The sequence below is a fragment of the Bacillus aerius genome (assembly GCF_029894105.1).
Taxonomy (GTDB): Bacteria; Bacillota; Bacilli; order Bacillales; family Bacillaceae; genus Bacillus; species Bacillus altitudinis.
The window spans coordinates 1,077,410-1,102,631 of record NZ_JARYHO010000001.1; the positions used below are offsets into that span (position 1 = coordinate 1,077,410).

General features: G+C 42.0%; 21 protein-coding genes and 1 riboswitch. Of the genes, 12 read left to right on the plus strand and 9 right to left on the minus strand.

Annotation, left to right across the window (positions count from 1 at the left end; all coding sequences use genetic code 11):
* Positions 1-316 precede the first annotated feature (316 nt).
* The 6 genes from M2353_RS05480 to M2353_RS05505 are packed head-to-tail and all read left to right on the plus strand — an operon-like array spanning position 317 to position 8,627.
* Entirely contained in the window at positions 317-1,663 is a 1,347-nt protein-coding gene (locus tag M2353_RS05480) for an aspartate aminotransferase family protein (RefSeq protein ID WP_284725086.1), read from the plus strand.
* Complete coding sequence (locus M2353_RS05485; protein WP_284725087.1) at positions 1,650-3,146, plus strand: pyridoxal phosphate-dependent decarboxylase family protein; 1,497 nt, start codon at positions 1,650-1,652, stop codon at positions 3,144-3,146. The genes M2353_RS05480 and M2353_RS05485 overlap by 14 nt, the downstream gene beginning before the upstream one ends.
* Positions 3,143-4,924 (plus strand): IucA/IucC family protein, encoded by a 1,782-nt coding sequence (locus M2353_RS05490; protein ID WP_284725088.1) that lies wholly within the window; start codon positions 3,143-3,145, stop codon positions 4,922-4,924. The genes M2353_RS05485 and M2353_RS05490 overlap by 4 nt, the downstream gene beginning before the upstream one ends.
* Complete coding sequence (locus M2353_RS05495) at positions 4,921-5,475, plus strand: GNAT family N-acetyltransferase (RefSeq protein WP_045034699.1); 555 nt, start codon at positions 4,921-4,923, stop codon at positions 5,473-5,475. Before M2353_RS05490 ends, M2353_RS05495 begins: the two co-directional genes overlap by 4 nt.
* Positions 5,450-6,799 carry a lysine N(6)-hydroxylase/L-ornithine N(5)-oxygenase family protein gene (locus tag M2353_RS05500; RefSeq protein WP_039167398.1) on the plus strand — a complete coding sequence of 450 codons (1,350 nt, stop codon included), beginning with the start codon at positions 5,450-5,452 and terminating at the stop codon, positions 6,797-6,799. Before M2353_RS05495 ends, M2353_RS05500 begins: the two co-directional genes overlap by 26 nt.
* A 13-nt stretch (positions 6,800-6,812) precedes the next feature.
* The gene (locus tag M2353_RS05505) at positions 6,813-8,627 is read left to right on the plus strand and encodes an IucA/IucC family protein (RefSeq protein ID WP_284725089.1); all 1,815 of its coding nucleotides are present in this window, start codon (positions 6,813-6,815) and stop codon (positions 8,625-8,627) included.
* Positions 8,628-8,672: 45 nt separating this feature from the next.
* On the opposite strand, the gene M2353_RS05510 is transcribed toward M2353_RS05505, so the two are convergent.
* The 5 genes from M2353_RS05510 to M2353_RS05530 all read right to left on the minus strand — a co-directional run bounded on the left by M2353_RS05510 (position 8,673) and on the right by M2353_RS05530 (position 16,766).
* A complete protein-coding gene (locus M2353_RS05510) occupies positions 8,673-9,530 on the minus strand; it encodes a GNAT family N-acetyltransferase (RefSeq protein WP_284725090.1) in 858 nt (285 codons plus the stop codon).
* 159 nt (positions 9,531-9,689) lie between these two features.
* The gene (locus M2353_RS05515) at positions 9,690-10,625 is read right to left on the minus strand and encodes a hypothetical protein (protein WP_039167392.1); all 936 of its coding nucleotides are present in this window, start codon (positions 10,623-10,625) and stop codon (positions 9,690-9,692) included.
* A 117-nt stretch (positions 10,626-10,742) separates the two neighbouring features.
* On the minus strand, positions 10,743-14,171 hold the full coding sequence (metH, locus tag M2353_RS05520) for a methionine synthase (RefSeq protein WP_268362202.1): 3,429 nt from the start codon (positions 14,169-14,171) through the stop codon (positions 10,743-10,745).
* On the minus strand, positions 14,155-15,996 hold the full coding sequence (locus M2353_RS05525) for a bifunctional homocysteine S-methyltransferase/methylenetetrahydrofolate reductase (protein ID WP_008348554.1): 1,842 nt from the start codon (positions 15,994-15,996) through the stop codon (positions 14,155-14,157). Before M2353_RS05525 ends, metH begins: the two co-directional genes overlap by 17 nt.
* A gap of 78 nt (positions 15,997-16,074) precedes the next feature.
* Positions 16,075-16,193, minus strand: a riboswitch (SAM riboswitch).
* 81 nt (positions 16,194-16,274) lie between these two features.
* Positions 16,275-16,766 (minus strand): YajQ family cyclic di-GMP-binding protein, encoded by a 492-nt coding sequence (locus M2353_RS05530; protein ID WP_024720044.1) that lies wholly within the window; start codon positions 16,764-16,766, stop codon positions 16,275-16,277.
* A 226-nt stretch (positions 16,767-16,992) separates the two neighbouring features.
* On the opposite strand from M2353_RS05530, the gene M2353_RS05535 reads away from it, so the two are divergent.
* From M2353_RS05535 to M2353_RS05545, 3 genes are all read left to right on the plus strand, one after another.
* Complete coding sequence (locus M2353_RS05535) at positions 16,993-17,841, plus strand: CvfB family protein (RefSeq protein ID WP_017360190.1); 849 nt, start codon at positions 16,993-16,995, stop codon at positions 17,839-17,841.
* Between the two features lie 157 nt (positions 17,842-17,998).
* Complete coding sequence (locus M2353_RS05540; protein WP_025207132.1) at positions 17,999-18,976, plus strand: BMP family lipoprotein; 978 nt, start codon at positions 17,999-18,001, stop codon at positions 18,974-18,976.
* Positions 18,973-20,622 (plus strand): methyl-accepting chemotaxis protein, encoded by a 1,650-nt coding sequence (locus M2353_RS05545; protein WP_284725091.1) that lies wholly within the window; start codon positions 18,973-18,975, stop codon positions 20,620-20,622. Before M2353_RS05540 ends, M2353_RS05545 begins: the two co-directional genes overlap by 4 nt.
* Before the next feature lie 41 nt (positions 20,623-20,663).
* Here M2353_RS05545 and M2353_RS05550 read toward each other — a convergent pair whose 3' ends face one another.
* Positions 20,664-21,521: a DegV family protein gene (locus M2353_RS05550; RefSeq protein WP_284725092.1), complete on the minus strand. Its 858-nt coding sequence runs from the start codon at positions 21,519-21,521 to the stop codon at positions 20,664-20,666.
* Between the two features lie 141 nt (positions 21,522-21,662).
* Here M2353_RS05550 and M2353_RS05555 point away from each other — a divergent pair, with 141 nt between their 5' ends.
* Both M2353_RS05555 and M2353_RS05560 read left to right on the plus strand, forming a co-directional pair.
* Positions 21,663-22,505 carry a YitT family protein gene (locus M2353_RS05555; RefSeq protein WP_007499067.1) on the plus strand — a complete coding sequence of 281 codons (843 nt, stop codon included), beginning with the start codon at positions 21,663-21,665 and terminating at the stop codon, positions 22,503-22,505.
* Between the two features lie 14 nt (positions 22,506-22,519).
* Entirely contained in the window at positions 22,520-22,975 is a 456-nt protein-coding gene (locus tag M2353_RS05560) for a BsuPI-related putative proteinase inhibitor (RefSeq protein WP_008348542.1), read from the plus strand.
* Positions 22,976-23,015: 40 nt separating this feature from the next.
* On the opposite strand, the gene M2353_RS05565 is transcribed toward M2353_RS05560, so the two are convergent.
* The 3 genes from M2353_RS05565 to M2353_RS05575 form a co-directional block, all read right to left on the minus strand.
* On the minus strand, positions 23,016-23,207 hold the full coding sequence (locus tag M2353_RS05565) for a DUF3813 domain-containing protein (protein ID WP_008348541.1): 192 nt from the start codon (positions 23,205-23,207) through the stop codon (positions 23,016-23,018).
* The gene (locus M2353_RS05570) at positions 23,204-23,356 is read right to left on the minus strand and encodes a hypothetical protein (RefSeq protein ID WP_008348539.1); all 153 of its coding nucleotides are present in this window, start codon (positions 23,354-23,356) and stop codon (positions 23,204-23,206) included. Before M2353_RS05570 ends, M2353_RS05565 begins: the two co-directional genes overlap by 4 nt.
* Positions 23,357-23,444: 88 nt before the next feature.
* Positions 23,445-24,257: a Cof-type HAD-IIB family hydrolase gene (locus tag M2353_RS05575; RefSeq protein ID WP_008348537.1), complete on the minus strand. Its 813-nt coding sequence runs from the start codon at positions 24,255-24,257 to the stop codon at positions 23,445-23,447.
* 137 nt (positions 24,258-24,394) lie between these two features.
* On the opposite strand from M2353_RS05575, the gene M2353_RS05580 reads away from it, so the two are divergent.
* Positions 24,395-25,180, plus strand: a complete 786-nt coding sequence (locus tag M2353_RS05580; protein ID WP_024720048.1) for an alpha/beta fold hydrolase — start codon at positions 24,395-24,397, stop codon at positions 25,178-25,180.
* Positions 25,181-25,222 lie beyond the last annotated feature (42 nt).

Below are 25,222 nucleotides of genomic sequence, written 5' to 3' on the forward strand. Positions count from 1 at the left end.
ACGTTCATTTTTTGTTTTACTACATTCATTTCATTCGGCCGTCCTGTATCAAACAAGGGAGCTACAACGCATAGAGCAAAAGAACTAGGAGAATTGTTTTGTAATTTTTTTCAATATTTTTCATACTCAAACGTTACATCGCCCTTATGGCTGTAGATGTTTGTAAAAAATACAAGAAATTACTCGTTAAAAAGAGAATATAGCATTCATATGCTTTTAGAATCATCTTTTTGAATACAATTGACTTTCGTATCTTACATCCTCTAGGCTAGTAAATGAAAATGATAATCTTTATCAATTGGAGGAGTGTTTTATTATGTCCATCAAAACCGTTTCTAAAAATCAGCAATTTTTAGAGCAACAAAGTCAAAGAGAATCTAATGCAAGGTCTTACCCGAGACGGTTCCCATTAGCCATGCAAAAAGCCGAAGGTATGATCGTGACAGATGCAGATGGTAGAGAATTTTATGACTGCCTAGCAGGTGCAGGAACCCTTGCCCTTGGTCACAATCACCCGGTTGTTATAGATGCTATTGAACGTATGCTTCATGAAAAAAGACCGTTGCATACGCTGGACATCACTTCAGAGATTAAAGAAGAATTTGTGAATGAGATTTTTTCTCACTTGCCAGAGGAGTTTGCAAAAAGAGCAAAAATTCAATTTTGTGGACCAACTGGTGGTGATGCTATAGAAGCAGCAATTAAATTAGTCAAGACAGCGACGGGAAATCGTTCCATTCTATCATTCCACGGAGCATATCATGGTGCTACACATGGCACGATGTCATTAAGCGGCAACTTATCGCCAAAGGAAAAAGTACAAGGGTTAATGCCAGATGTTCACTTCCTGCCTTATCCATATGAATACCGCTGCCCATTTGGAATTGGCGGTAAAGACTCACATCGCATTTCCAGCTCTTATATTGAGCGTGTATTAAATGACCCTGAGAGTGGAATTCTCCCGCCAGCAGGCATGATCTTTGAAGCGGTGCAAGGGGAGGGCGGCTCCATCCCGGCATCAATTGAATGGATACAAGAAATGAGACGAATCACAAAAGAAAAAGGAATTCCACTTATTATTGATGAGGTTCAATCAGGCATCGGCCGAACTGGTAAGATGTTTGCCTTTGAACATGCTGGTATTGTGCCAGATGTCATTGTGTTATCAAAAGCAATTGGGGGAAGCCTTCCGCTATCCGTTGTGATTTATGACAAAGACTTAGATCAATGGAATCCAGGTGCGCACATTGGCACGTTTAGAGGAAATCAAATGGCGATGGCAGCTGGAACTGCTACGCTTAAATTTATAAAAGAAACCAATCTGCTTGATCATGTAGAAGCGCTTGGTCAGCGTATGCAGGCCAATCTAAAAGACATTCAAAAACAAGTGCCTGCTCTCGGTGATGTGCGAGGAAGAGGATTAATGATTGGTGTTGAAGTTGTGAATCCAGATGAGAAACAGGATGTGGACGGCAGTTATCCAGCAAACCCAGCGCTAGCCAGTCTCATTCAAAAGAATTGTTTTGATAAAGGCTTAATTGTGGAGACAGGAGGCCGTTTTGGAAGTGTGATTCGATTCTTACCACCTTTGATCATGACAGAAGAACAGCTTGAAAAAGTCATCACGATTTTTAAAGAGGCAGTTTACGATGCAGTCAACTAAACCGTCTGTCGATTCATTATTTATTCAACAAAGCCAGCTTGGGAGGGAGTCCTTCCAAGCGGCTCTCTACACATCCATCGACAGCTTACTGGCAGAGTGGCAAACAAGCAGAGGACCGTATAGCGGAATATTGCCTGGGAAATTAGCGGCTCATGTCGAATCGTTATTCCAGATTCAACCGGCTGGTGAATCCATTGAGTCTGTTTTTCAAGATATAAAAAATTACCTTTTACCGCATTTAGTTGATGTGTCACATCCTAAATGCCTGGCACATTTGCATTGCCCACCTCTAATCCCTGCTCTGGCAGCAGAGGTGATCGTAAGTTCCTTTAACCAATCAATGGATTCCTTTGATCAAAGCGGCATTGCATCTTTGGTTGAGGAGGAAATCCTCAAGTGGTTATGTGAAAAGTTTTCTTATGGAGAACGAGCAGATGGGACCTTTACGAGCGGTGGAACCCAATCTAACTATATGGGACTGCTTTTAGCAAGAGATGCATTTTGTGAAAACACTTGGCAATGGAATGTACAGCAGAAAGGGTTGCCGAGCGAGGCAAACCGTATGCGGATTCTTTGCTCCAAGAATGCCCACTTCACTGTGAAAAAATCAGCATCTCAGCTAGGTTTAGGTGAACAGGCTGTTGTGTTAGTTGAGACGGACGAACATCACCGAATGGACCTGCATGATTTGCAGAAGAAGCTTATGGAGCTTAAAGAGCAGGATTTGCTTCCATTTGCAGTCGTGGCGACTTGCGGGACAACTGATTTTGGCAGTATTGATCCTGTACGTGACATATATGACATGGTGAAGCCTTTCGGTTTGTGGATTCATGCAGATGCTGCCTATGGAGGAGCGCTTGTATTAAGCAAAACCTTCCAAGGAAAATTAGATGGCATCGAGCTGGCTGATTCGATCACGATTGACTTTCATAAGCAATTTTATCAGCCGATCTCCTGCGGGGCATTTTTACTAAAGGATAAAAGACATTTTGGTTTGATTGATTACCACGCAGATTATCTCAATCCAAAGGAAGATGAACTGGAAGGCATTCTGCATCTCGTGAATAAATCTGTTCAGACGACGCGCCGGTTTGATGCGCTAAAACTCCTTCTCTCTCTGCGTATGATTGGAGAAGAAGGGTTTGCAAGTATCATTGACCATACCATCCATTTTGCGAAAGATGTGGCTACGTTGATTGAGAAAAATGAGCATCTTGAGGTGATCAATCCTGATCCAGAAATCAATGCAGTCGTGTTTCGTTTTATAGATGATCAACAAGCAGAGGACATCAATAAAATCATTCATCGCACACTTTTCCAAACAGGAACGGCTGTCGTAGCAAAAACAGTAGCCGATGGTCAAACTTGCTTAAAATTCACTTTGTTAAATCCGAGAACGACTATTACACATATTGAGGAAATCCTTTCTGACATTGTTGATATCGGGATCGCTCATATTCAATCCGGGAGGGTACTACGTTGAGTCAATATAAACAAATGGCTGAAAATGCAACTATGCAAAGCTTTTTAAACTGTTTTTTACGTGAAACAGGAATTGATCGATCTGCAAAGAAAGAGACAAAAGCAGACGGCTCACTTGTATTTGTAGCAGCATTAGCAAAACAAGATCTTGAGCTTGTCATTCCGATTCGATATTTTTCGCCTGTAGGCCGTCATCTATTTGATTTTCCCGTTCGCTTTCGCCCGCAAGGCAGTGAGCAACAGGGAACGATCATCGATTACACCACACTTGTTGCTTTATGTTCAAAGGAACTTCTCATTGAATATGGCCGCACAGATGCAGAGGATGAGTTCATGCTTCGCATCATTTTAAGCTGCCGGAATATTGAACGATTCATTAGAGAGAGAGAAAGTGATCGAGCGGCTCTTTCTTCAGCTGATTTTGAATATATTGAAGCGGAGCAGTCACTTCTTCTTGGGCATTTAACGCATCCTACACCAAAAAGCAGACAAGGAATGACAGAAGAGGAGGAAGCTATTTATTCTCCTGAGTTGAAAGGCTCTTTCCAGCTTCATTACTTTAAAGCACATCCGTCGATTGTGCTTCAGGATTCTTCTATTTCACAATCTGCGGCAAATCTCATGTTTGAGGAGCTCATGCGCCAGATGCCAGAAGAAAAAGAGAGACTGACGACGTTAACAGAAGGCGGTGAATATGTCCTGATTCCGATTCATCCGCTACAAGTCCAAGTGGTCATGGAGAAAGCGTTCGTCAAGCGTTATATAGAGGACGGGATGCTGACGTATTTAGGGCCGCTAGGATCTGAATACACAGCGACATCTTCCTTTAGAACGGTCTATCAAAAAGACTCTGCGTACATGCTTAAATTCTCTGTCCCTGTAAAGATCACAAACTCTTTACGCGTTAACAAACAAAAGGAACTTGATCGTGGAGTTGAGATGTCTCGTATCTTAAAAACAGAATTAGGCGTTTCTTTATATGACAAATTCTCTGGATTCCGTGTGATTGAAGATCCTGCGTATCTATCTATTCAAGGGGATGAGGCGGAATCTGGCTTTGAAGTCGTCATTCGTCAAAATCCATTTTTGCATCATGAAAAAGGGGCAAGCTTAATTGCAGGACTATGTCAGGATCATGCATACGGAGGAAAATCAAGGCTTTCAGGCATTATCCATGAATTAGCAGACGCTGAAGGCAGATCAACAGAAGATGTCAGTCGTGATTGGTTCACACAATATTTATCGATTGCGTTAGAGCCGATGCTTTGGCTGTTTGAAATGTATGGACTTGCCCTTGAAGCCCATCAGCAAAATGCTGTCGTACAGCTAAAGAATGGATATCCGCACACATTCTATTATCGTGACAACCAAGGCTACTATTATAGCGAATCGAAAAAGGATCAGCTTGCGAAGCTTGTTCAAAACTTAAGCGTCAGAAGTGAAACCATTTGTGCAGACGATGTAGCGGTTGAGAGACTGCGTTACTATTTCTTCTTTAATCATTTGTTTGGTCTTGTGAATGGTTTTGGTACAGAGGGGCTTGCAAAAGAAGAAGATTTATTAGCCCTGATTAGAGACACACTGCTTGCGCATGAAGAGACATATGGTGCATCTGAGCTGACGAACAGTCTTCTCCGGTCACAGGAGCTGCCTTCAAAAGCGAACTTACTCACGCGGTTTGAAGATATGGATGAGCTGACGGGTTCTTTAGAAACTCAATCCAGGTACACGTCTGTGTTGAATCCGCTCTTTTTACATAAGGAGGCGCTGATTGGATGAGGCATCGAATTGGGTTCATTCGCGCTGAATATGAACGGGACGTCCAGCTTGTCCACAAGTGGATGCAAGAAGAGTATGTCCACCCATTTTGGCATTTGAATATTCCATTTCCTGCTTTTGAAAAGCACTTTTATCAGGCCATTCATGATCCGCATCAAACCCTTTATTTAGGAACCATTGATGGCACGCCGATGAGCTATTTTGAAGCATACAATGTGAAAGGGGATATCATTGAATCGTACTATGAGCCTTCTCCGCATGATCAAGGCATTCACCTGTTAATTGGAGAGCCAGATTATGTAGGGAAAGGATTTGCGGCTTCGCTGCTTCAAGCCATGACAGCATTTCAGTTTGAGCAGAACAAACGAACAGAAAAAATCGTGGCTGAGCCAGATATTCGGAACGAAAAAATGATTCATGTCTTTGAAAAGTGTGGATTCGAACGTGTGAAACCAGTCACTTTACCAGATAAAACAGGTCTTTTGATGTTTTGTCATCGAGATCGATTTGAAAGGAAGTATAACCATGACGCGGTTCAACAAGCAAAATAATGTAGTGGATGTCATTGGGATTGGCATTGGGCCATTTAACCTAGGGCTTGCTGCATTATCTGAAGAAGTAGACGAAATTGACGCTTTGTTTTTTGAAAGAAGTGAAGCGTTCCACTGGCATCCAGGTATGCTCATTGAAGGGACAACACTTCAAGTCCCCTTTTTAGCGGATCTTGTCAGTATGGCAGATGTGAAAAGTAAATATAGCTTTCTCAACTATTTGCAGGAACAAAACCGTTTGTATTCATTTTACTTTCTAGAAGACTTCCATATCCCGCGCAAGGAATATAGCCATTATTGCCGCTGGGTCGCGGATCAATTAGATTCTTGCCGATTTGGCATGAATGTCGAATCTGTCTCCATCGTTGAAAAAGCTGGAGAAAAACGATATGAAGTGCATGTCCGTCATGTGAAAGATCAAACGGTAGAGGTGTTTGAAAGTAAGCATCTTGTTTTAGGTATCGGTACACAGCCTGCGGTACCAGCATCTCTTCAGCCAGCTTTAGGGGATCGGGTGTTTCATTCTGCTGATTACTTGAAACGAAAGAAAGAAGGCTGTTTTAAAGGAAAATCCGTGACGGTCATCGGTTCTGGTCAAAGTGCAGCAGAAGTATTCTATGACATTTTATCAGACGATGAGGCGAAGGATATTCATTGGTTTACACGCTCTAAAGGGTTTTTCCCAATGGAATATTCAAATTTGGGTCTTGAGTATTTCTCTCCAGACTATATTGATTTCTTTTATGAGCTTCCTCAGCCTAAAAAAGATGCGTTATTAAAGCAGCAAGATTTGCTGTATAAAGGCATCAGCTCAGCGATGATCCGAGATATTTATCACTTGCTTTATGAACGTTCTGCTTGCGGAGAGCAGCTGAACACCGTGCTGCAGGCGATGACGGAAGTCAATTTGATTGAGGAAACGAGGGACGGCTTATCGCTTTCATGCAATCAATGGGTCAAAGAGGAATCCTTTACGCATGAGACAGACATTGTCGTCTTGGCAACGGGCTATCAATCTGTATTACCGCCATTTATTGATCCGATTTCCCATCATATTCAGTGGGATCATCAAGGACGCTTCCAGGTTGAACGTGAATATCGATTGAAAACAAACACATTAGGTGAGAATGATATTTTTGTACAAAATGCAGAGCTTCATACACATGGAGTAGGCGCACCAGATTTAGGGCTAGGGGCGTACCGAAACAGTGTCATTATCAATGAACTGGCTCGTCGACCTGTGTATCCACTTTATCAAAAGCATGTTTTCCAGACATTCGGTACACATAAACACGCAAATACATTTGAAGAAATCAAAGGGTAAGGAGGATGAACCGATGAGTGTACAAGATGAATTGAAAAAAGCGGTCAATCCTGCTGCTTGGAAAAAAGCAAACCAGCGAATGGTGGCAAAAATGCTGTCCGAATATATGTATGAGGATATGCTTCATCCCGTTCAGCTAAATCATCAGGATGGCATCACTCAATATGAATTAATCATTCACGAACAGAAGAAATATCGTTATCTCGCAAAACCTCGTTTGTTTGATAGTTTTGATACGATTGCTGAATCGATCGAGTGCTGTCAAGACGGAACATGGACAAAGGATGTTAGTGCCATTGTGTTTTTACTAGACATTCAGCCAATCATCCCAATGTCTTCTGAAACAACTGGTCATCTGATCAAAGAGCTTCACCATACCTTGTTAGCGGATGTTCATTTGCTGTCGAAAAAAGCACTTCGTGCAGATGAGCTAACAGATACAGATTATGCATGGATTGAAGGCGAGATGACTGGTCATCCGTGGATCGTCTATAACAAAGGGCGTATTGGGTTCAGCTACGATGATTACTTAGCCTATGCACCTGAAAGGCAGGAATGTGTGCAGCTGTCTTGGATTGCTGTTCACCGAGAACTTGCGACTTTCCATGCGGTCGATCATGAGAACTATGAGCACATCATTGCCAAAGAATTAGACGAAGTCACGATTCGTCAATTCCAACGTGTGTTAAAGGATGAAGGGCTGAATGCGGCTGATTATTATATGATGCCTGTTCATAAATGGCAGTGGACGCATATGATCATCCAGCATTTCCCTGAAGATTTAGCCATGCGCCGTATTGTGTATTTAGGAGAAGGGCTGGATCAATATATTCCACAGCAATCGATCAGAACCTTTACAAACATCTCAAATAAAGGCAAGCATCATATTAAACTGCCAATGAGTATTTTAAATACGCTAGTGTACCGGGGGCTCCCATCAGAACGGACGGTGATTGCTCCTCGTATTACAGCACATATTAAAGGAATCGCCGATCAAGACGCCTTTTTATCCGATGTATGCCGCGTGATTTTACCAGGTGAGAATGCGAGTATCAATGTTGATCATCCTTATTACAGCAAGCTACCTGGTGCGCCGTATCAATACCTTGAAATGCTTGGGGTCATTTTTAGAGAAAGCATTTATACGTATTTAGATGAAGGGGAGAGCCCTGTTACGTTGGCGGCACTGACGTATGAAGATCATGAAGGCGAGCCTTATCTGAAGCAGCTCATTGAAAAATCGGGTCTGTCAGCAAAAGAATGGATGGCGTCATTCTTCCACGTTGTCATGCCGCCGCTTCTGCACTTTATGTATCAATATGGCACGGTGTTTTCACCGCACGGACAAAATACAATTCTTGTATTAAAAGATCACAAGCCGCATCGTTTGGCGATCAAAGATTTTGTTGATGATGTGAACATTAGTGATCAACCGCTACCTGAATTGGCTTCATTAGAAGAAGATCTAAAGGAAGTGCTGCGTAGTGAGCCGCCTGAGGGTCTTGTACAATTTATTTTTACAGGCCTGTTTATTTGCAATCTTCGTTACGTGTCAAACGTGTTAGACAATCACAATCTGTTAGATGAAACGACGCTTTGGCGCTTGCTTGCAGAAGAAATTCAGCAGTATCAAAAGCAATTTCCACAGCTAAAAAATCGTTTTGCTTTATTTGATCTATTCCAGCCTCAGCTGACAAAGCTTTGCTTAAACCGTAATCGCATGATTGATTATGGCTATGGAGATGGAGATGACCGGCCGCATGCATCAGAGCATGGCAAGGTCACAAATGCACTCGCTCAAGTTCTCTCATCCGTAGGCGAAAAATAAAAAAGAAAAGCTGTAGACAACATCTGTCTACAGCTTTTTGATTTTTTAAGAAAATGCTTGTGAGGCCAGGAAATAGAGAAGCGCCGGATCATTCTGCTTTTCGTTCCCGCGAATCATCATAAAATGTGCGACGTTTGTTTTCGTAAATCCTGCTTCTACAAGTGATGTATGCAGGCGTTCAGCTGTTTCTTCATGCATATCTAAACGAAAGGCGCCAGAATAAGACGTGAGAAGTGATTGAATGAGTGATAGCGCCGTTTGTTCATCGTTTGCTGCAAGCGGGCCAATCATCAGATTAGCTGGTGTTTCCACACCAAATGCGAAGCCGGTGATTTCGTGGTGTTCATCCTTTGCGATCAGTTTAAATGTTGCTCGCTCCATTCGCTTTATTAAGAAGTTTGATCGATTGGTCCCTGCGCCTTTTTCATCCAGCCTTTCAATAGACGGGAGGTGCGTTTGATCAGCGGGAAAAAGATGAATCTGATGTGACGGGTGAAGCGCACTAGGATTTGTTTTTTGTGCTTTGTATGTATGAATATAACCGGCTGTCTGAAAGCCGATTTTTTCATAAACTGGCTGTCCTTGTACAGTAGCTGTTAAAACGACAGGGATACTTGGATCACTATGACGAAGCAGTGTGTCAATCATTTGACGGGCAAGACCGAGGCCTCGATGTGTCTCAGATACAATGACCGCCCCAATTGATGCCACTCTGTCATACTGAAAAAGTCCAGCGCATGAAATGACTTGTCCGTCAGTTGTTGTAAAACCGGTAAAATGTCCATTTGTTAAAAGAGATGTGAGCTCTTCCGCATTGTAATCAGGCCAGTCGACCTCTTTTGACAATGCGACAAGGTCTGGTATGTCATCAAGGGTTAAAGTTCGTTGTATAACGTTTGCCAATACACGCAACTCCTTCTTAGCTGATTTCTCTATATGTATCGTACCATAAGAACGCATAAGAAAAAGGAAAAGGGGATACCTTTTCCTTCAGCGTGTAGACAAACCCTCGCATTTGGTGTCAGTCCTGCGCTTCGGTGCTCCCTTTTCCTTTTGTATAGTTTAATAATTGAGGTCACGGTTGTATTCATATTCAAAGGTGAGCTGTAAGTTTTTAATTGAGACAACGCCTACTTTGATTAACCGTCCACCGATCAATTGAGGAACCTCGGTTGCATTAAAAGAAACAAAAAAGCGGTCTTTTGCTGGCACTTGACTTGTTTTATAAGAAGAGATGTCAACTTTTTGACCGTTCCAAGGTACGTTCACTGTTCCGCCTTTTAAGGAAGAGACGGTGAATACATAATTATATGCATTTGTACTGCCTTTTTCAGCTTCTAATGACAGGCCAGTGACAACGGCATCCTGCGGCAAGCTGCTTAAATCAAAAGAAGAATTGGGAGATCCGGCTTCATTGAAACTATTCAATGTGGCAGGTGATCCATATCGTTTGGTTGTGCCTTTTTCAATACTTTTATCAAAGACAATACGATACATGTTGTCCTCTTCATTTAATAATTGCTTTGGTTTGACGGCTAAATAGTAGTCAGTGCTTGCGGCAATTTTCGGCATATGGATGATTTCATTTTGGTTGTTTGTCCGCACAGAGGAAGACACGAGTGACCCGCTCTGATTGTAAAGGTAAAGATCGAAATCATTTCCAGCTTTCACATTGACGAGTTTGATAGAAAAGCGGCCATCTGCTCCATCAAATTTAGAGCTGGTGAACCGGTAAAAATCAATGTCATTCATAGAAGAGATACTGCCTTCGTGATATAAATAGGTCTTGTTTAGATGAAGAGAGTGCTGTAAGAATTGAGCTTTTTCCATCGTATCATTGTTTGCATAATCACTATCTGGATACAAATGCTCCAATTCTTCTGTATAATATGTTGTTTGTTTCGTAGAAGTTTCACTTGCTTGAGCAGGTGATTGGAAAAGAGGGCTAGCGATAAAGAGGCCTGTAAGCAATAAAACCCCGATCTTCTTTTTGAACATGACAAACATCTCCTTTTAAGTAAATGACTTTCATTTATAATATCGGTAAATAAACGTAATATTTCATATTTATTCCATTTTTATTTATAAAAAGAACCTCCAATTCAGGAGGTTTTTTTAGTGAACGTTAAAATATCGAGCTTCAGGATGAGAAACGACAATGGCTGAAACGGATGCTTCGGGCTCCATCATAAACCCTTCTGTGAGATGAATCCCGATTTTTTCTGGCTGCAGCAGGTGGAATAGTTTTTCTTGGTCTTCTAGATTAGGGCACGCTGGATAGCCAAAGGAATAGCGCTGACCTTGATATTTGGCTTGGAACCGTTTCTCCATCGTGAAATCGACTGGGTCTGGGAATCCCCATTTATCACGAATTACTTGGTGCGTTCGTTCAGCCAATCCTTCTGCAAGCTCAAGTGCTAAAGCTTGGACCGCATGCATTTTCAAATAGTCACCCTCTTGTTTAAATTGCTGCGCAACCTCTCGTATGCGGGCACCAGCCGTCACTGCAAATAAGGCGATATAATCTTTCTCGTTCTCTCCGCTTTTCCGCACATAATCAGAAATAGACCGGTACGGAAGTTTTTCCTGTCTTGGAAATTGGAATGTCTCAATGACGCGGTCAGGCGCTTCTGGATCATAGATATGCAGGTCATTCCCATTTGAATTGGCAGGGAAGAATTGATAGACGAATGCAGGTGCAAACCAGTTTTTCTCTCTGCCTTCTTGAAGAAGATCTGTGATCAGCTGTTTTAATTCTAATGCTTTTGGATGCTGTTCAGCCAAGAGCTTTTTGACCTTTCCTTTTAAACCGAGGTGATGGCCGATCAGCATCTGCTCATTGACATAGGGCATAATGTGGTGCAAATCAATATCCCGTACATAATGGCGTTTCGTATTTTCTGGCGTGAAAATGGCTGCCTCAGGAAGTGTCGCGCGTTTTTCTAGTAATTCAATCACGGCTTTTGGCTGCGTTGTTTCTTTTTCCTTATGGAGTGTTTCTTGATCCTCTAAAGGTTTTGTTTGAAATTGAAGAGGGTTCGCTCTTAATTCATTCGCTAAAGACAGTCCGTCCATTGCATCTTTGGCGTAAAGGACGGGGCCATCATATTGAGGCGAAATTTTCATCTTCGTAAACTTCCGTGAAAGCGCCGCGCCGCCCACCAAAATGGGAACAGAAATGTTTGCTTTTTGTAAATCTTGAGCGGTCAAGACCATTTGCTGTGCTGATTTGACAAGTAAACCTGATAATCCAATCATATCTGGCTTTTCTTTTTGCACCGCTTCAATCAATGTTTGTGGGGTTACTTTGATTCCGAGATCGACGACGTGAAAGCCATTATTGCTCAAAATGATGTCGACCAGGTTTTTCCCTATATCATGGACATCGCCTTTGACGGTGGCGAGGAGAATCTTCCCTTTGCCGCTTGCGTCCTTTTTCTCCATAAATTGCTCAAGGTATGAAACAGATGCTTTCATGACCTCAGCGGATTGGAGGACTTCAGCTACAATCAATTCGTTTTGATTAAAAAGGCGCCCAACCTCTGACATTCCCTGCATTAATGGTCCATTGATGACATGAAGAGGTGATTCAAATTTCTCCAAAGCAAGGGCCAAATCATCAATCAGGCCTTCTTTCGTCCCTTCGACGACATAGAGTGCCAGCCTTTCATCAAGTGATAAGGAGATCTTTGGTTTCTTCTCTGTTTTCTTTTTCCCGCGATAAAATTGGGTGAACTCAGCAAGGGTTTGATCATTTGTTTCATAAAGTAAAGTTTCAGCCAGCTTGATTTCTTCCTTTGGAATTGAAGCGAAGCGTTCAAGCTTTTCAGTATTCACGATCGCATAATCAAGCCCTGCTTTTACGCAGTGATACAAATAAACGGCATTCAATATTTCTCTGCCAACTGGCGGGAGTCCGAAAGACACGTTACTAATGCCTAAAATGGTGAGACATTCAGGCAGTGCTGCTTTGATTCGCTCAATGCCTTTAATCGTCTCTTCAGCAGCACCAATATACTGTTCGTCTCCAGTACCTACTGGAAAGACAAGAGGGTCAAAAATGATATCACTCGCAGGGATTCCATATTTTTTCGTGAGCAGGTCATGGGATCTTACGGCAATCTCAAGTTTTCGATCTGCTGTGACGGCCATCCCTGTCTCATCGATTGTTCCAACAACAAGTGCGCCGCCATATAGCTTGACAAGCGGAAGAATCTCTTCAAAGCGCTCTTCTCCATCCTCTAAATTAATAGAATTAATAATGGCTTTTCCTTGAGAATACATGAGTGCTTTTTCGATGACATGTTTATCGGTTGAATCAATGACAAAAGGAGCTTTCACTTTTTTCATGGCTTCTTTTAAAAAGCCTTCCATGTCTGCTATCTCATCACGATCAGGGTCTGCTAGACACACATCAATGACGTGAGCGCCATTTTTCACTTGAGCACGAGCAATTTCTGCTGCCTCTTCAAACTTTTGTTCTGCGATGAGCCGTTTGAATTTGCGTGAACCAATGACATTTGTGCGCTCACCAACAAAGAGGGGGCGCATCGCTTCTTCATAAATGAGGGGCTCGATGCCTGATACGGTATGCGGTGATGACTCATGCGACATGCTGCGGGGCTGAAGCGAACGTACTTCATCTGACAATGCCTGAATATGTGCAGGCGTTGTACCGCAGCAGCCACCGACGATATTTAACCAGCCTTCTTTTGCAAAAGCGGCAATTTTTTTAGCAAGCGAAGCAGGGGATTCGTGATATTGCCCTTCTTCATCAGGGAGACCAGCGTTTGGATAGCAGCTGACAGCCGACTTTGAGATGGAGGAGAGTGTACGGATATGGTCTGTCATAAATTCTGGACCAGTTGCACAGTTTAAACCGACGCTGATTGGTTTCATATGCTCAAGTGATATATAAAAGGCTTCAATATCTTGACCGGCAAGGGTGGTGCCCATTGGTTCAATCGTCCCTGACACCATCAGTGGTAGCTCAATACCGGTTGCGTGAAAGGCTTCTTGAATGCCTTTAAATCCAGCTTTGACATTCAGCATGTCTTGACTTGTTTCTAAAAGAAGAGCATCACATTTCCCATCAATCAGGGCGCGGGCTTGTTCTTCATAATTTGCAACGAGCTCTTCAAACGTTGTGCCGCCTGTTACGGATAATGTTTTTGTAGTGGGCCCCATTGCGCCTACAACAAAGCGGGGCCAGTCTGGTGTCGACAAACGGTCTGCTTCACGCTTTGCCAACTGAGCTGCTTTTACGTTCAATTCATAGGCGAGATGGCCAAGTCCATATTCATCGAGAACGAGCTTCGTCGCGCCGAATGTATTTGTTTCGATTAAATCTGCACTTGCTTCAAGATATTGCCGGTGAATCGTGGAGATAATATGAGGGGCTGTGACGTTCAAATATTCGTTACAGCCCTCATACTCTTCTCCGCCGAAATCCTCTGCTGTGAGATCGGCGTTTTGAATCATTGTGCCCATTGCACCGTCAAGGACGAGGATGCGTTTTTTGAGCTGTTCAGTGATAGTTGGCATGGATGTTTGGCTCCTTTTCTTTCTGATGGATGTAAGTTGTCAGTTCTGCTGTTAAATCTGATCGAAGGAAAGGGGTAATTAAATAGATACCATTAAACAATTCGCAGGCTGTATCTAATAAAGAGCGGGCAATCGCTAACCCTTCTGTCCGCTGCTTTTCTTTATCTTCGCCTGCCTTGGCCATAATCTCACGAATCGAGTCAGACAATTTAATGCCGGGAATTTCATGATGAATAAACTCAGCATTTCGGCTGCTTGTTAGCGGCATAATACCGATGTAAATCGGTTTATCCAAATGTCGGCTTTCTTCATGAATCTTCACAAGCTGTTCCTCAGAGTAAACAGGTTGTGAAATAAAATAATCGGCACCGTATTCAATTTTCTTCTCAAGGCGTTTGACCGCTTTATCAATATGACGGACATTTGGATTAAACGCACCAGCCACAGAAAAATTAGTCTTTTTCCCGAGCGGCTTCCCGGAGAAAGATAGTCCCTCGTTAAATTGTTTGATCAGACGGATCAAATCAAAGGAGGTTAAATCATACACAGATGTCGCACCTGGGAAGTCTCCAATTTTAGACGGATCGCCTGTGATGGCTAAAATATCGGTTAGTCCAAGCGTGTCCAGCCCCATTAAGTGGGATTGGAGTCCAATCAAATTGCGATCACGACATGTGATATGGACAAGTGAACGCATATCAAGCTGCTGTTTTAATAAAGCGCCGCATGCCACATTGCTAATACGCGGGGTAGCTAGAGAGTTATCGGCCAGTGTGAGGGCATCAATGCCCGCACTTTTTAATTCGTTCGCTGCGACGAGGAATTTTTCAAAGTTCAGCTTCTTCGGCGGGTCCAGCTCGACGATAATCGAACGTTTTTTCACAGCAAGCTCGTCAAGACCTGGTTCTGTTCGTTGATCTTGGATGGAAATGATTTCTTCTTTTAATACTTTCACTTCTTTTTCGGTGATAGGTGCTAAATCTTTGACCGCCTCAGCCATGGCGCTAATATGCTGAGGGGTTGTTCCGCAGCAGCCTCCAATGATTCGTGCGCCTTGATTTCTAAACTCAAGTGCACTTTTTCGGAAATAATCATTATCTGTATCATAGACGAGTCTGCCTTCTTCAAGGGAGGGGAGACTGCTGTTTGGATAGACAGATAAATGCGAATTTTGCAAAAGTGGAACGCCTTCAAGTGCCTGAATCATATGATAAGGGCCTAATCGGCAGTTAATGCCGACGACATCAGCGCCAAGTGAGGATAATTCAGATAAACCGTCTTTTAGCGGTGTACCGTCCTGTAATACACCTTGCTCATGCATGGAGACGTTCATGACAATCGGAAGCGCAGTTTCTTTGCGAGCAATCTCAAGAACGGCTTTTGCTTCTTCAATATCGTAATATGTTTCAAGCAGTAATCCATCAGGTTCTTCATTTAAAAGGATATAGAGCTGTTCTCTAAAGCTCCGTTTAATCTCGTCTAAAGAGTAGGCATTTTTGTTAAATGTTCGAATGCCGCCGATCGTTCCAAGGACATAAGCTGAGCCAGCGGCTGCTTTGGCAATTTGTACAGCTTTTGTGTTAATGCGTTTTGTTTCTTCCTCTAAGCCATAGCGGGATAGTTTAATATAATTCGCGCCGTATGTGTTCGTTTGAATAATGTCCGCTCCAGCTTGCACATATGCCTCGTGCACTCTTTTGACTTCATCTTCTTTTGATAAATTTAATTCTTCAAAGCAGCGGTCAATGCCATAAGAGTATAAAAGTGTTCCCATTGCTCCATCAGCAATCAGTACGCGATTTTGTAAGTCTTGTAATAGGCCCATTGGTTTCCTCCTTATTTCTATGTAACAAAAAAAGCCTTCTGATAAGAAGAAGACTTTTTGGCTGTATTGAAATTCTTCTCCTTATCTTCCAAGCAGTTGCTTGCTGGATTTAGCACCTTGGTCATAGAAAATAGATTTCTACTACACCGGTTGCTGAGGCTTCACAGGGCCAGTCCCTCTGCCTCTCTTGATAAGAAAGCGATATGAACATGTCAATGAATTGAACTTCCATCAACTGTATCGAAAAAATCGGAAATAATCAATGGAAAATTTGAAATTTATCGAAAATTTATAAATTGGACGTCAATCGGTAAATCTGCCTTGCGCATGAGCGCCATCACTTCTTGTAAATCATCTTTATTTTTTCCTGTCACACGCACTTGGTCATCTTGAAATTGCGACTTTACTTTTAAACCAGATTGTTTAATCAAGGCATTGATCTTTTTGGCATTGTCCTTATCAATCCCGCTAATCAGCTTTGCACGCTGGCGAACGGTTCCACCTAGGGCATGTTCTGTTTTTCCGTAGTCAATGTTTTTAGTCGGTACGTTTCGTTTAATCAGTTTTGTCACAAGGACATCCTTTAGCTGCTCCAGCTTGAAGTCATCATCAGAAATGAGAACGAGTTCTTCTTTTTCTAGTGAAATATCACTTTTACTTCCTTTAAAATCATAACGGTTTTTAATTTCTTTCAGTGCTGCTTGAATGGCGTTTTGCACTTCTGGCAGCTCCACCTTCGATACAATATCAAATGAACTTTCTTTTGCCATCACATATGACCTCCAACTATAGATATTGCGTCTATTTTATCATGCCCATAGGGGAAGAAGAAACTTTATCGAGGAGAGTTCAGATGCATGCGGTATAATTCAAGTACAGTTTGTCCACTTTAGCTAACAGAACTAGAGATGTTCATGATGACAGAAGTATAGTAGAATAAAGTGAATCAAAAGATGAACGAACGCTCTTTTAAGGGCAGATAGGAAGGAAGAGAACATGAGACCAGGTGAGCAACTGACCTTGCAAATAGATAACGAGATGGAATACGGCTACTTTTTAACAGATGGCGAAGATTCTGTTCTTCTACATCGCAGTGAGATGACAGAGGATATTGGAGATCGTGATGAAGTAGAGGTCTACTTATATGTAGATCATGAGGAAAGACTGGCAGCGACGATGAAAATTCCTAAAATCAATGCACATACATACGACTGGGTAGAAGTCGTAGACGTTGTAGAAGATATGGGTGCTTTTGTCGATATAGGTTTGTCAAAGGATGCACTTGTTGCAACTGAACACCTCCCGCCTTTTGAGGAAGCGTGGCCGAAAAAAGGCGACAAACTATACTGTATGCTCAAAGTGACAAGTTACGGGAGAATGTTCGCAAAACCAGCCACTGAAGATGTGATCAGTGAATTATTTACTGAGGCGCCAGAAACGTTAATGAACAAAGAAATTACGGGAACGATTTATCGCTTAATTGCGACAGGTTCTTTTATGCTGACAGATACAGGCGTGCGTGGGTTTATCCACCGCACGGAACGAAAGGAAGAGCCTAGATTAGGATCGACCGTGACAGGACGCGTCATTGCAGTGAAAGAGGACGGAACCGTGAACGTTTCTCTGCTGCCTAGAAAACAGGATGCATTATCTGTCGATGCAGAAGAAATTTTAACTTATATGAGAACGAGAAACGGTGCAATGCCTTACGGGGATAAAAGTGATCCAGAAGATATCCGGGAAAGATTTCAAATGAGCAAAGCAGCCTTCAAACGAGCATTAGGTCATCTGATGAAAAATGATCTTGTTTACCAAAAAGAAGGATGGACATACGAGAAAAAGTGAGCATTTGCTCGCTTTTTTTATTTTTATCTTAAATAATGGTTTTTTTCAGTGAAAAAAGTCATGAAAAAAGCTGAAAATCCTTCACTTTATCATTGAAACAATGCCTCTCAAATCCGATAAATAAGGGGTAAGGATGATAAAAGGAGTGTGTTTTTGGATGAAAGTGAAGATTTCATTACTTCTGATGGCAGCGATGATCATGGTACTCGCCTCATGCAGCAATCAGCAGGGAGGACCACCGATATCAAATGCGAAGCATATTGGTGTCATGCTGACGGATGATGGTCTTGGTGATCAATCATTTAACGATTCATCATTTAAAGGATTAGAAAAAGCACGTGATGAGCTTGGCATTGAATTCGATTATAGAGAAATTGCAGAAACCGATACATATGAAAAAGGGCTGACCGAGCTTGTGAAAGATGGAAATGACCTGATCATCGGTGTAGGTTTCAGTATGCAAGAAGACTTAGAAAAGGTAGCGAAAAAATATCCGAAAAAGCAATTTTTACTCATTGATGCTGTGTCTGAACTGAAAAATGTCACATCAGTGACTTTTAAAGAAGAGCAGGGCAGCTATCTAGCGGGAGCACTTGCTGCCATGACAACAAAAAGTGATGTCATTGGTTTTGTGGGCGGAGTCGATGCAGAGGTGATCCACCGATTTGAACAAGGCTATCAAAAAGGCGCAAAATCTGTGAATCCGAAAATCAAGGTCGTATCCACGTATGCTGGCACATTTAGTGATGCAGGTAAAGGCAGTAAAATAGCGAAAGACATGATCAAAAAGAAAGCAGATGTTTTATATGCTGCAGCCGGTTATACGGGTGTTGGTGTATTAAAAGAAGCGCAAACGCAAGGCAAATATGCAATTGGCGTGGACAGCGATCAGTATTATACAGCTGAAAAAGCCGTTATTTCGTCTATGGTCAAAAAAGTAGATGAAGTCGTCTATCAATTCAGCGAACAGCTCGTTAAAAGCAGCAAAATCAAAAGCGGGCATATCGTCTATGACTTAAGTAATGACGGAATCGATATGGCAAGAATCCGGGTGCTCAAAGATGCTGAGAAATTGACCAAAAAATTAAATGGACTGAAGCAGACACTTCTGAAAGAAGAGGGGGCAGCATCATGAGCTTACGCATCAAAATTTTGCTCAACTCACTCATTTCACTTCTTTTAGCGGTTGGCGTAATTGCCTTTATTATTGTGAGCATGACAAAGATTCAGTCATCAAGCGAAACAGAAGTTCAAACCTTACTAAACGTACAAAAAACGAAGGCCAGCTTTGAAAGTGTCGAACAAGCCATGACCAATTATTCCATGACCCTTTCAGATGAACAGCTAGAGGTCGTTCAAAGCGATATATCGACAGCGAAAAAACAGCTGCAAACGTTAAACAAAAACGCAGGAAATATGAACAAAGAAGCCCTAACACGGTTAAATTCAAAGTTTGACACATGGACGCAAGAAGCAAACAATGCCATTGGTGAAAAAAATGCCTCTGATGCCAGACGAGTGGCTGCCAGAATTGACGGTGTTTTAAACGACGTGCATACGATGAATAAAAGAGCACAAGAAGCGTATGAATATCATTTAGAGGAGGCGGCAGACAATGTGCAAAGGATCATCACAAGCGCATCTGCCGCAGCCCTCACGCTGATTGTTATCGCCGTCTTTTTAAATATTGGTTTAACGAGATCCATTGTGACACCAATCAAATCCCTTTCTTACCGGGCAAAACAGATTGCCGAAGGAAACCTCGCTGTGGAGCGGATGAACATCAAGCGGAAAGATGAAATCGGTGGCTTAAATGAGTCGTTCAATCAAATGACGGATCAGCTGGTTAGCTTGATTCAAGAAATCAGCCATGTCTCAAGCCAAGTGGAATCATTCTCGATTCAGCTAGATGATGAAAACAAAAAGCTTATGGAATCGGCCAATCAAGTGTCTGTATCGACAGACGAAATGGCGAATGGTTCACAAGCGATTTCAGAAGACCTTCAGCATGGCGTTAGTTTGATTGAGAAAATGGATTCACATGGCCGTAAGAATTCCGAAAGATCACATACAGTCATCCGTAGTACAGAGGATGCCATTGAAGCGGTGGAAAGCGGAAAGCACACGTTAACAGAAACAAAAGCAGCCATTGAAAAAAATACACGTGCGACGAGACAAATTGAAGAGTCAGCAGGAGAATTCACTCAATACGCAAGCGGAATCTCCGCAATGGCCAAAACGGTTTCTGATATTGCGGACCAGACAAACCTCCTCTCACTCAATGCGGCGATTGAAGCGGCAAGAGCAGGAGAAGCTGGCAAAGGGTTTGCCGTCGTAGCGGACGAAATTCGTAAGCTGGCAGATGAATCGTCTCGTGCAACAAGACAAATTTTTGACATGGTGAGTCATATTGAAAAAGGCATTCAATCCATTAGCCAAACTGTACAAGAAGGGGTCAAGCTATCACTTCAGCAGCAAGATGCAATGGACAAAACCTCACACTCCTTTGAAGATATAGAAACAAAAGCACAACATATTAAGCAAGAAATGGCGGTCTTAAATGACCAAATTATTCAATCAACAGAGCTTGGCGGACAAGTGCTGCACTCGATTGAAAATATTAGTGCCGTTGTAGAAGAAACGGCAGCGGGCAGCGAAGAAATTTCTGCCTCGGCAAACGAACAGCTGCAATCTTTCCATCAAATGAACAAACAAGTAGAAGAACTGATGAGTATGACAGCAAGGTTAAACGAAACCGTTCACCGATTTAAGCTATCATAAGAAAAGCACCCTTCCCGTGATGTTTCAGGGAAGGGTGCTTTTTATGATGGGCTGCCTGTAAAGAAGATGGCAAGTGTGCTAGGGCCTGAGTGGGACCCAACAGCCGCGCCGATGACCTGGATGTCGATTTCTTTTGGATGAAATTCGGCTTCGATTAATTGTCTCATTTCTTCTGCAAGTGCAGGGTCATCTCCATGACTAATGCCAACAGTTTGACTAGACCAGTCAGATCCGCGTTCTTTCATCAGCTCGATAATGCGTTTCAACAATTTTTTACGGCCACGAATTTTTTCAAGGGGTATCAGTTTTCCATCCTTAACGTGTAAAATGGGTTTAATACTTAACAATCCGCCAACAAATGCGGACGCTTTACTGATTCTTCCGCCTCTTGCTAAATACGATAAATCGTCTACAGTAAAAATATGTTGTAAAGATTCACAAAAATGCTTTACAGACGTTTCAATTTCTTGTATTGTATTTCCGTCAATGGCAAGTGATTGAGCGTGTTTGACAGCTAGTCCATAACCAAGTGAAGCACATTTAGAATCAATGATTCGTAAATCGAAATCAGGGTATTCTTCCTTCACTTCGTTTGCCATCATCACAGCGGTTTGGTATGTACCTGAAAGCTCTGATGAAAAGGCAACATAAATAGCCGATGTATGGGTTTGGGCCGCAGAAACAAAGGCTTCTTTGATCCGGTTCGGTGAAGCTTGTGATGTTTTTGGACTTGCGCCTTGTCTCATCGCATCAAATACTTGTTTTGGTTCAATGGTGATCAAATCCTCAAATTCCTGCTCGCCGAGTAATACACGAAGCGGAATGAGTGTCATGTTTTGTTCATCATAATAAGAAAGAGGCAGATCAGCAGCACTGTCTGCTATGATATGAACAGTCATCAAAATCCCTTCTTTCTAAAAAAATCAACCATATTTTACATCTTTTTAGCCTAACTATATCATAGAAAATCATTTTTTCGTGTTCAAATTCTAAATTTTAGGGAAAACCATAGAGAGAATGGTAAGTGGAGGAATGACAACATGTTCATTGGAGAAGCAAAAAAATTCATCGTCGTCGTCATTGGTGCCTTACTCAATGCGATTGGGCTGAATTTATTTTTAATCCCTGCTGACGTATATGCAAGTGGTTTTACAGGGGTTGCCCAGCTATTATCTAGTTTAATCGATCAATATGCACCGTTTTATTTATCAACAGGGATCCTATTATTTATTTTAAACATTCCGGTCGGCATTTTAGGCTGGATGAAGGTTGGTCGTTCCTTTACTTTGTATAGCATTATTAGTGTGGCACTGACAACGATTTTCCTCGGCATTTTACCAGAGACAAGTGTTTCTGAAGATATTTTATTAAATGCTGTATTTGGCGGAGTCATTTCTGCACTTGGCATTGGGATTACACTGAAATATGGGGCATCTACAGGCGGCCTTGACATTATTGCGATGATTTTAGCGAAATGGAAAGACAAACCAGTGGGCACGTATTTCTTCATTTTAAACGGAATTATCATTTTTACAGCAGGATTGTTACAAGGTTGGGAGAAAGCTTTATATACCCTTGTCACATTATATGTGACGACTAGGGTAATTGATGCTATCCATACGAGACATGAAAAGCTGACTGCCATGATTGTGACAAAGAAAGCAGATGAAATCAAAGAAGCCATTTATGGAAAAATGGTCAGAGGGATTACGACTGTTCCGGCAAAAGGGGCATTTACCAATGAACAAAAAGAAATGATGGTCATTGTCATTACAAGGTATGAGCTGTATGAACTTGAACAAATTATAAAGGAAGTCGATCCAAAAGCCTTTACAAATATTGTTCAAACAACCAATATTCTTGGATTTTTCAGACGAGATTAAAAGGTGGGTAGAAGATGAAAAAAGGGTTAGTGCTTTTTCTCGTTCTATTGGTTTTAACAGCTTGTGGACAACAAAAAAAGGATGAACCAGACAAGGAGGTATCCGGTCAAATGGGAGAAAAAACCGTTGTACTCACAGTAGACCCCGTCCAAAAAGGTTCTTCGGTTCAATTTCATATGTCACTAAAAAATGAATCAGATCGAGATATTGAATTCACGTTTAACACAAGCCAAAAATTCGAATTGAGTGTGTACGATGAAGACGGAAATGAAAAATACCGTTACTCGAAAGACCGTATGTTCACACAAGCCATCCAATCCTTTGTGCTGAAAGCAGATGAAACATATGACTTCCAAGATACGTGGTCAAACGGTGTGGAGCCGGGAACGTATGAAGCGGTCGTCACATTTAAAGGAAAAGCAGAAGGGCTAAAGCAAATCACTGAGAAGAAAACGTTCCAAGTGAAATAAGCATAAGAAAAGCTGTCCACAAAGCGGACAGCTTTTTTCGTTAAAGATCATCAAGCAGGTCTTGGAACGTATGCAGCTGGTTTCTTTCTGCATCTGTCGAATTAGCAAATGCAGATGATACGGCGTTTTTAGCTCGCTGAACTGCTTGTTGACGCTCTAAACCAGATGGAAATGAAGAAGTAAGGGCTTCTTCAGTAAATGATTTGGCTTGATCAAAAAGTTCGTTTCTCACAATGAACCTCCAGAAGCATCAGTCTTCATATTTCCCCTGTCCTCCGCAGCTTCTTCAAGTGTGGAACGATACGGAAAACGTGCGTCATGCAGACTGACTGAATCTTTACCTTGTTGTATAAAGCGTTTCGATTTGCTTCTTTTACCCATTCGGAATCCGCCCCTTTACACAAGCTGACAGGACAACCTGTCTAACGGTAGTATGCCCGCTTCGACCTGCTATGTATGAATGGAAAAATTAAAGCGAGAAGTAATTCGTTAGGAATTTTGCAATCCCATCTTGTTCATTCGTATCTGTCACTTCATTAGAGACGCGTTTCACTGCATCAATCCCGTTGCCCATTGCAACCCCGCATCCAGCAAATTCAAGCATCTCTAAATCATTGTCTTCATCTCCGAATGCCACAATCCGCTCCTGAGGTACACCGTAATAATCACTGATCTTTTGCAGTCCAACGGCTTTATTCATACCTGTTTTAATGATTTCAATGACATGCCACGGAGCAGCCCAGCGTCTGTGGTCAATCACTTCTGCATGAACATCTGTCAAATAGCTCCGAATCGCTCCGACGTCTTCTTCTTTTGCGTGAATTAAGACGCTTGTGACATTCTCTCCAAGATTGTTCCGAAGGTCTCCGACGGTCACTTTGTTTGCATTCATATTAAATATATCAATGAGCTTTTCATCATGATAATGGAAATACAAATCGTCTAGCACTTCAGCTAACACATTGTGTACTTTATATTCCTCACTAATATCCACAAGCTGTTTCACGACTTGAAGATCAAGTGATGTGTGAAATCTGCCCCATTTTTCATCAAGAGGATGATGGACAAACGCTCCATTAAAGTTCACAATCGGTGAATCGAGCTGCAATTGCTGATAATAAGGAGAGCTGGAACGAAATGGCCGGCCAGTTGAAATACAGACATGATGCCCGCTGTCTTTCACTTTTTGAATGACATCAAGTGTGTGTGCAGAAATCGTTTTATCGTCTTTTAATAACGTGCCATCCAGGTCAAGTGCGATTAGATAAGGTTTAGTCTCCATAAAATCTCCTTTGATCTGTAAGTAATAGGAGGCAGCTGGTGCGGGTGCCTCCACCTATAGTGTATCTTTATCACATCTTCGTTGTCTACATGTTAAAATAAACAAAGACGGGAATGATAAAGGAGGATTCATAGGCTGTGATCACCATTGATGAGCAAAAGACGCACGATATTCCATTTTTACATATCGTAAAAGCTGAAAATAAAGATAAACCGATGCCGCTTGTATTTTTTATTCATGGATTTACAAGTGCACGCGAGCACAACTTACACTTCGCCTTTCATTTGGCGGAAAAAGGCATGAGAGTCATTTTGCCTGACTGTGCTTATCATGGTGTAAGATCAGAAAACCTCAGCTTAGAGGAACTGGCATCAAAGTTTTGGGAAATCGTCCTGAACGAAATCCGTGAAATCGATATCTTAAAAACATATTTTCAAGAAAAACAATTGATTGAAGCCGATCTAATAGGTGTTGCAGGTACTTCCATGGGAGGCATCACGACCTTTGGTGCACTCGCAAAACATGATTGGATTAAAGCGGCAGTCAGCTTGATGGGCAGTCCGAAATATACGACATTCCTACAAGCACAAATTATGGACATGCGGCACAAAGGGTTGATGAAAGAGATTACAGATGAAGAGGTTCATCAGCAATTAGACGCGCTGCGCCCTTATGATTTAACGCTGCAAACAGATCGATTAAACAAAAGACCGCTGTTATTCTGGCATGCAGAAAACGATCCAGTTGTCCCTTACAGACATGCAAAAGCTCTTTATGACGAGTTAGCAGAAACCCAATATAAAGAAGATCCGCACCTGATTCGTTTTATCACAGATGGACAGGCTGGCCATAAGGTCTCAAGACAAGCGATGTTTGAAACCATTGACTGGTTTGTGACACACCTGAAAAGCACAAACGTTTAGCCAAAAGGAAAAGTACGTTATACTAGTTGAAAAAGGAGTGGA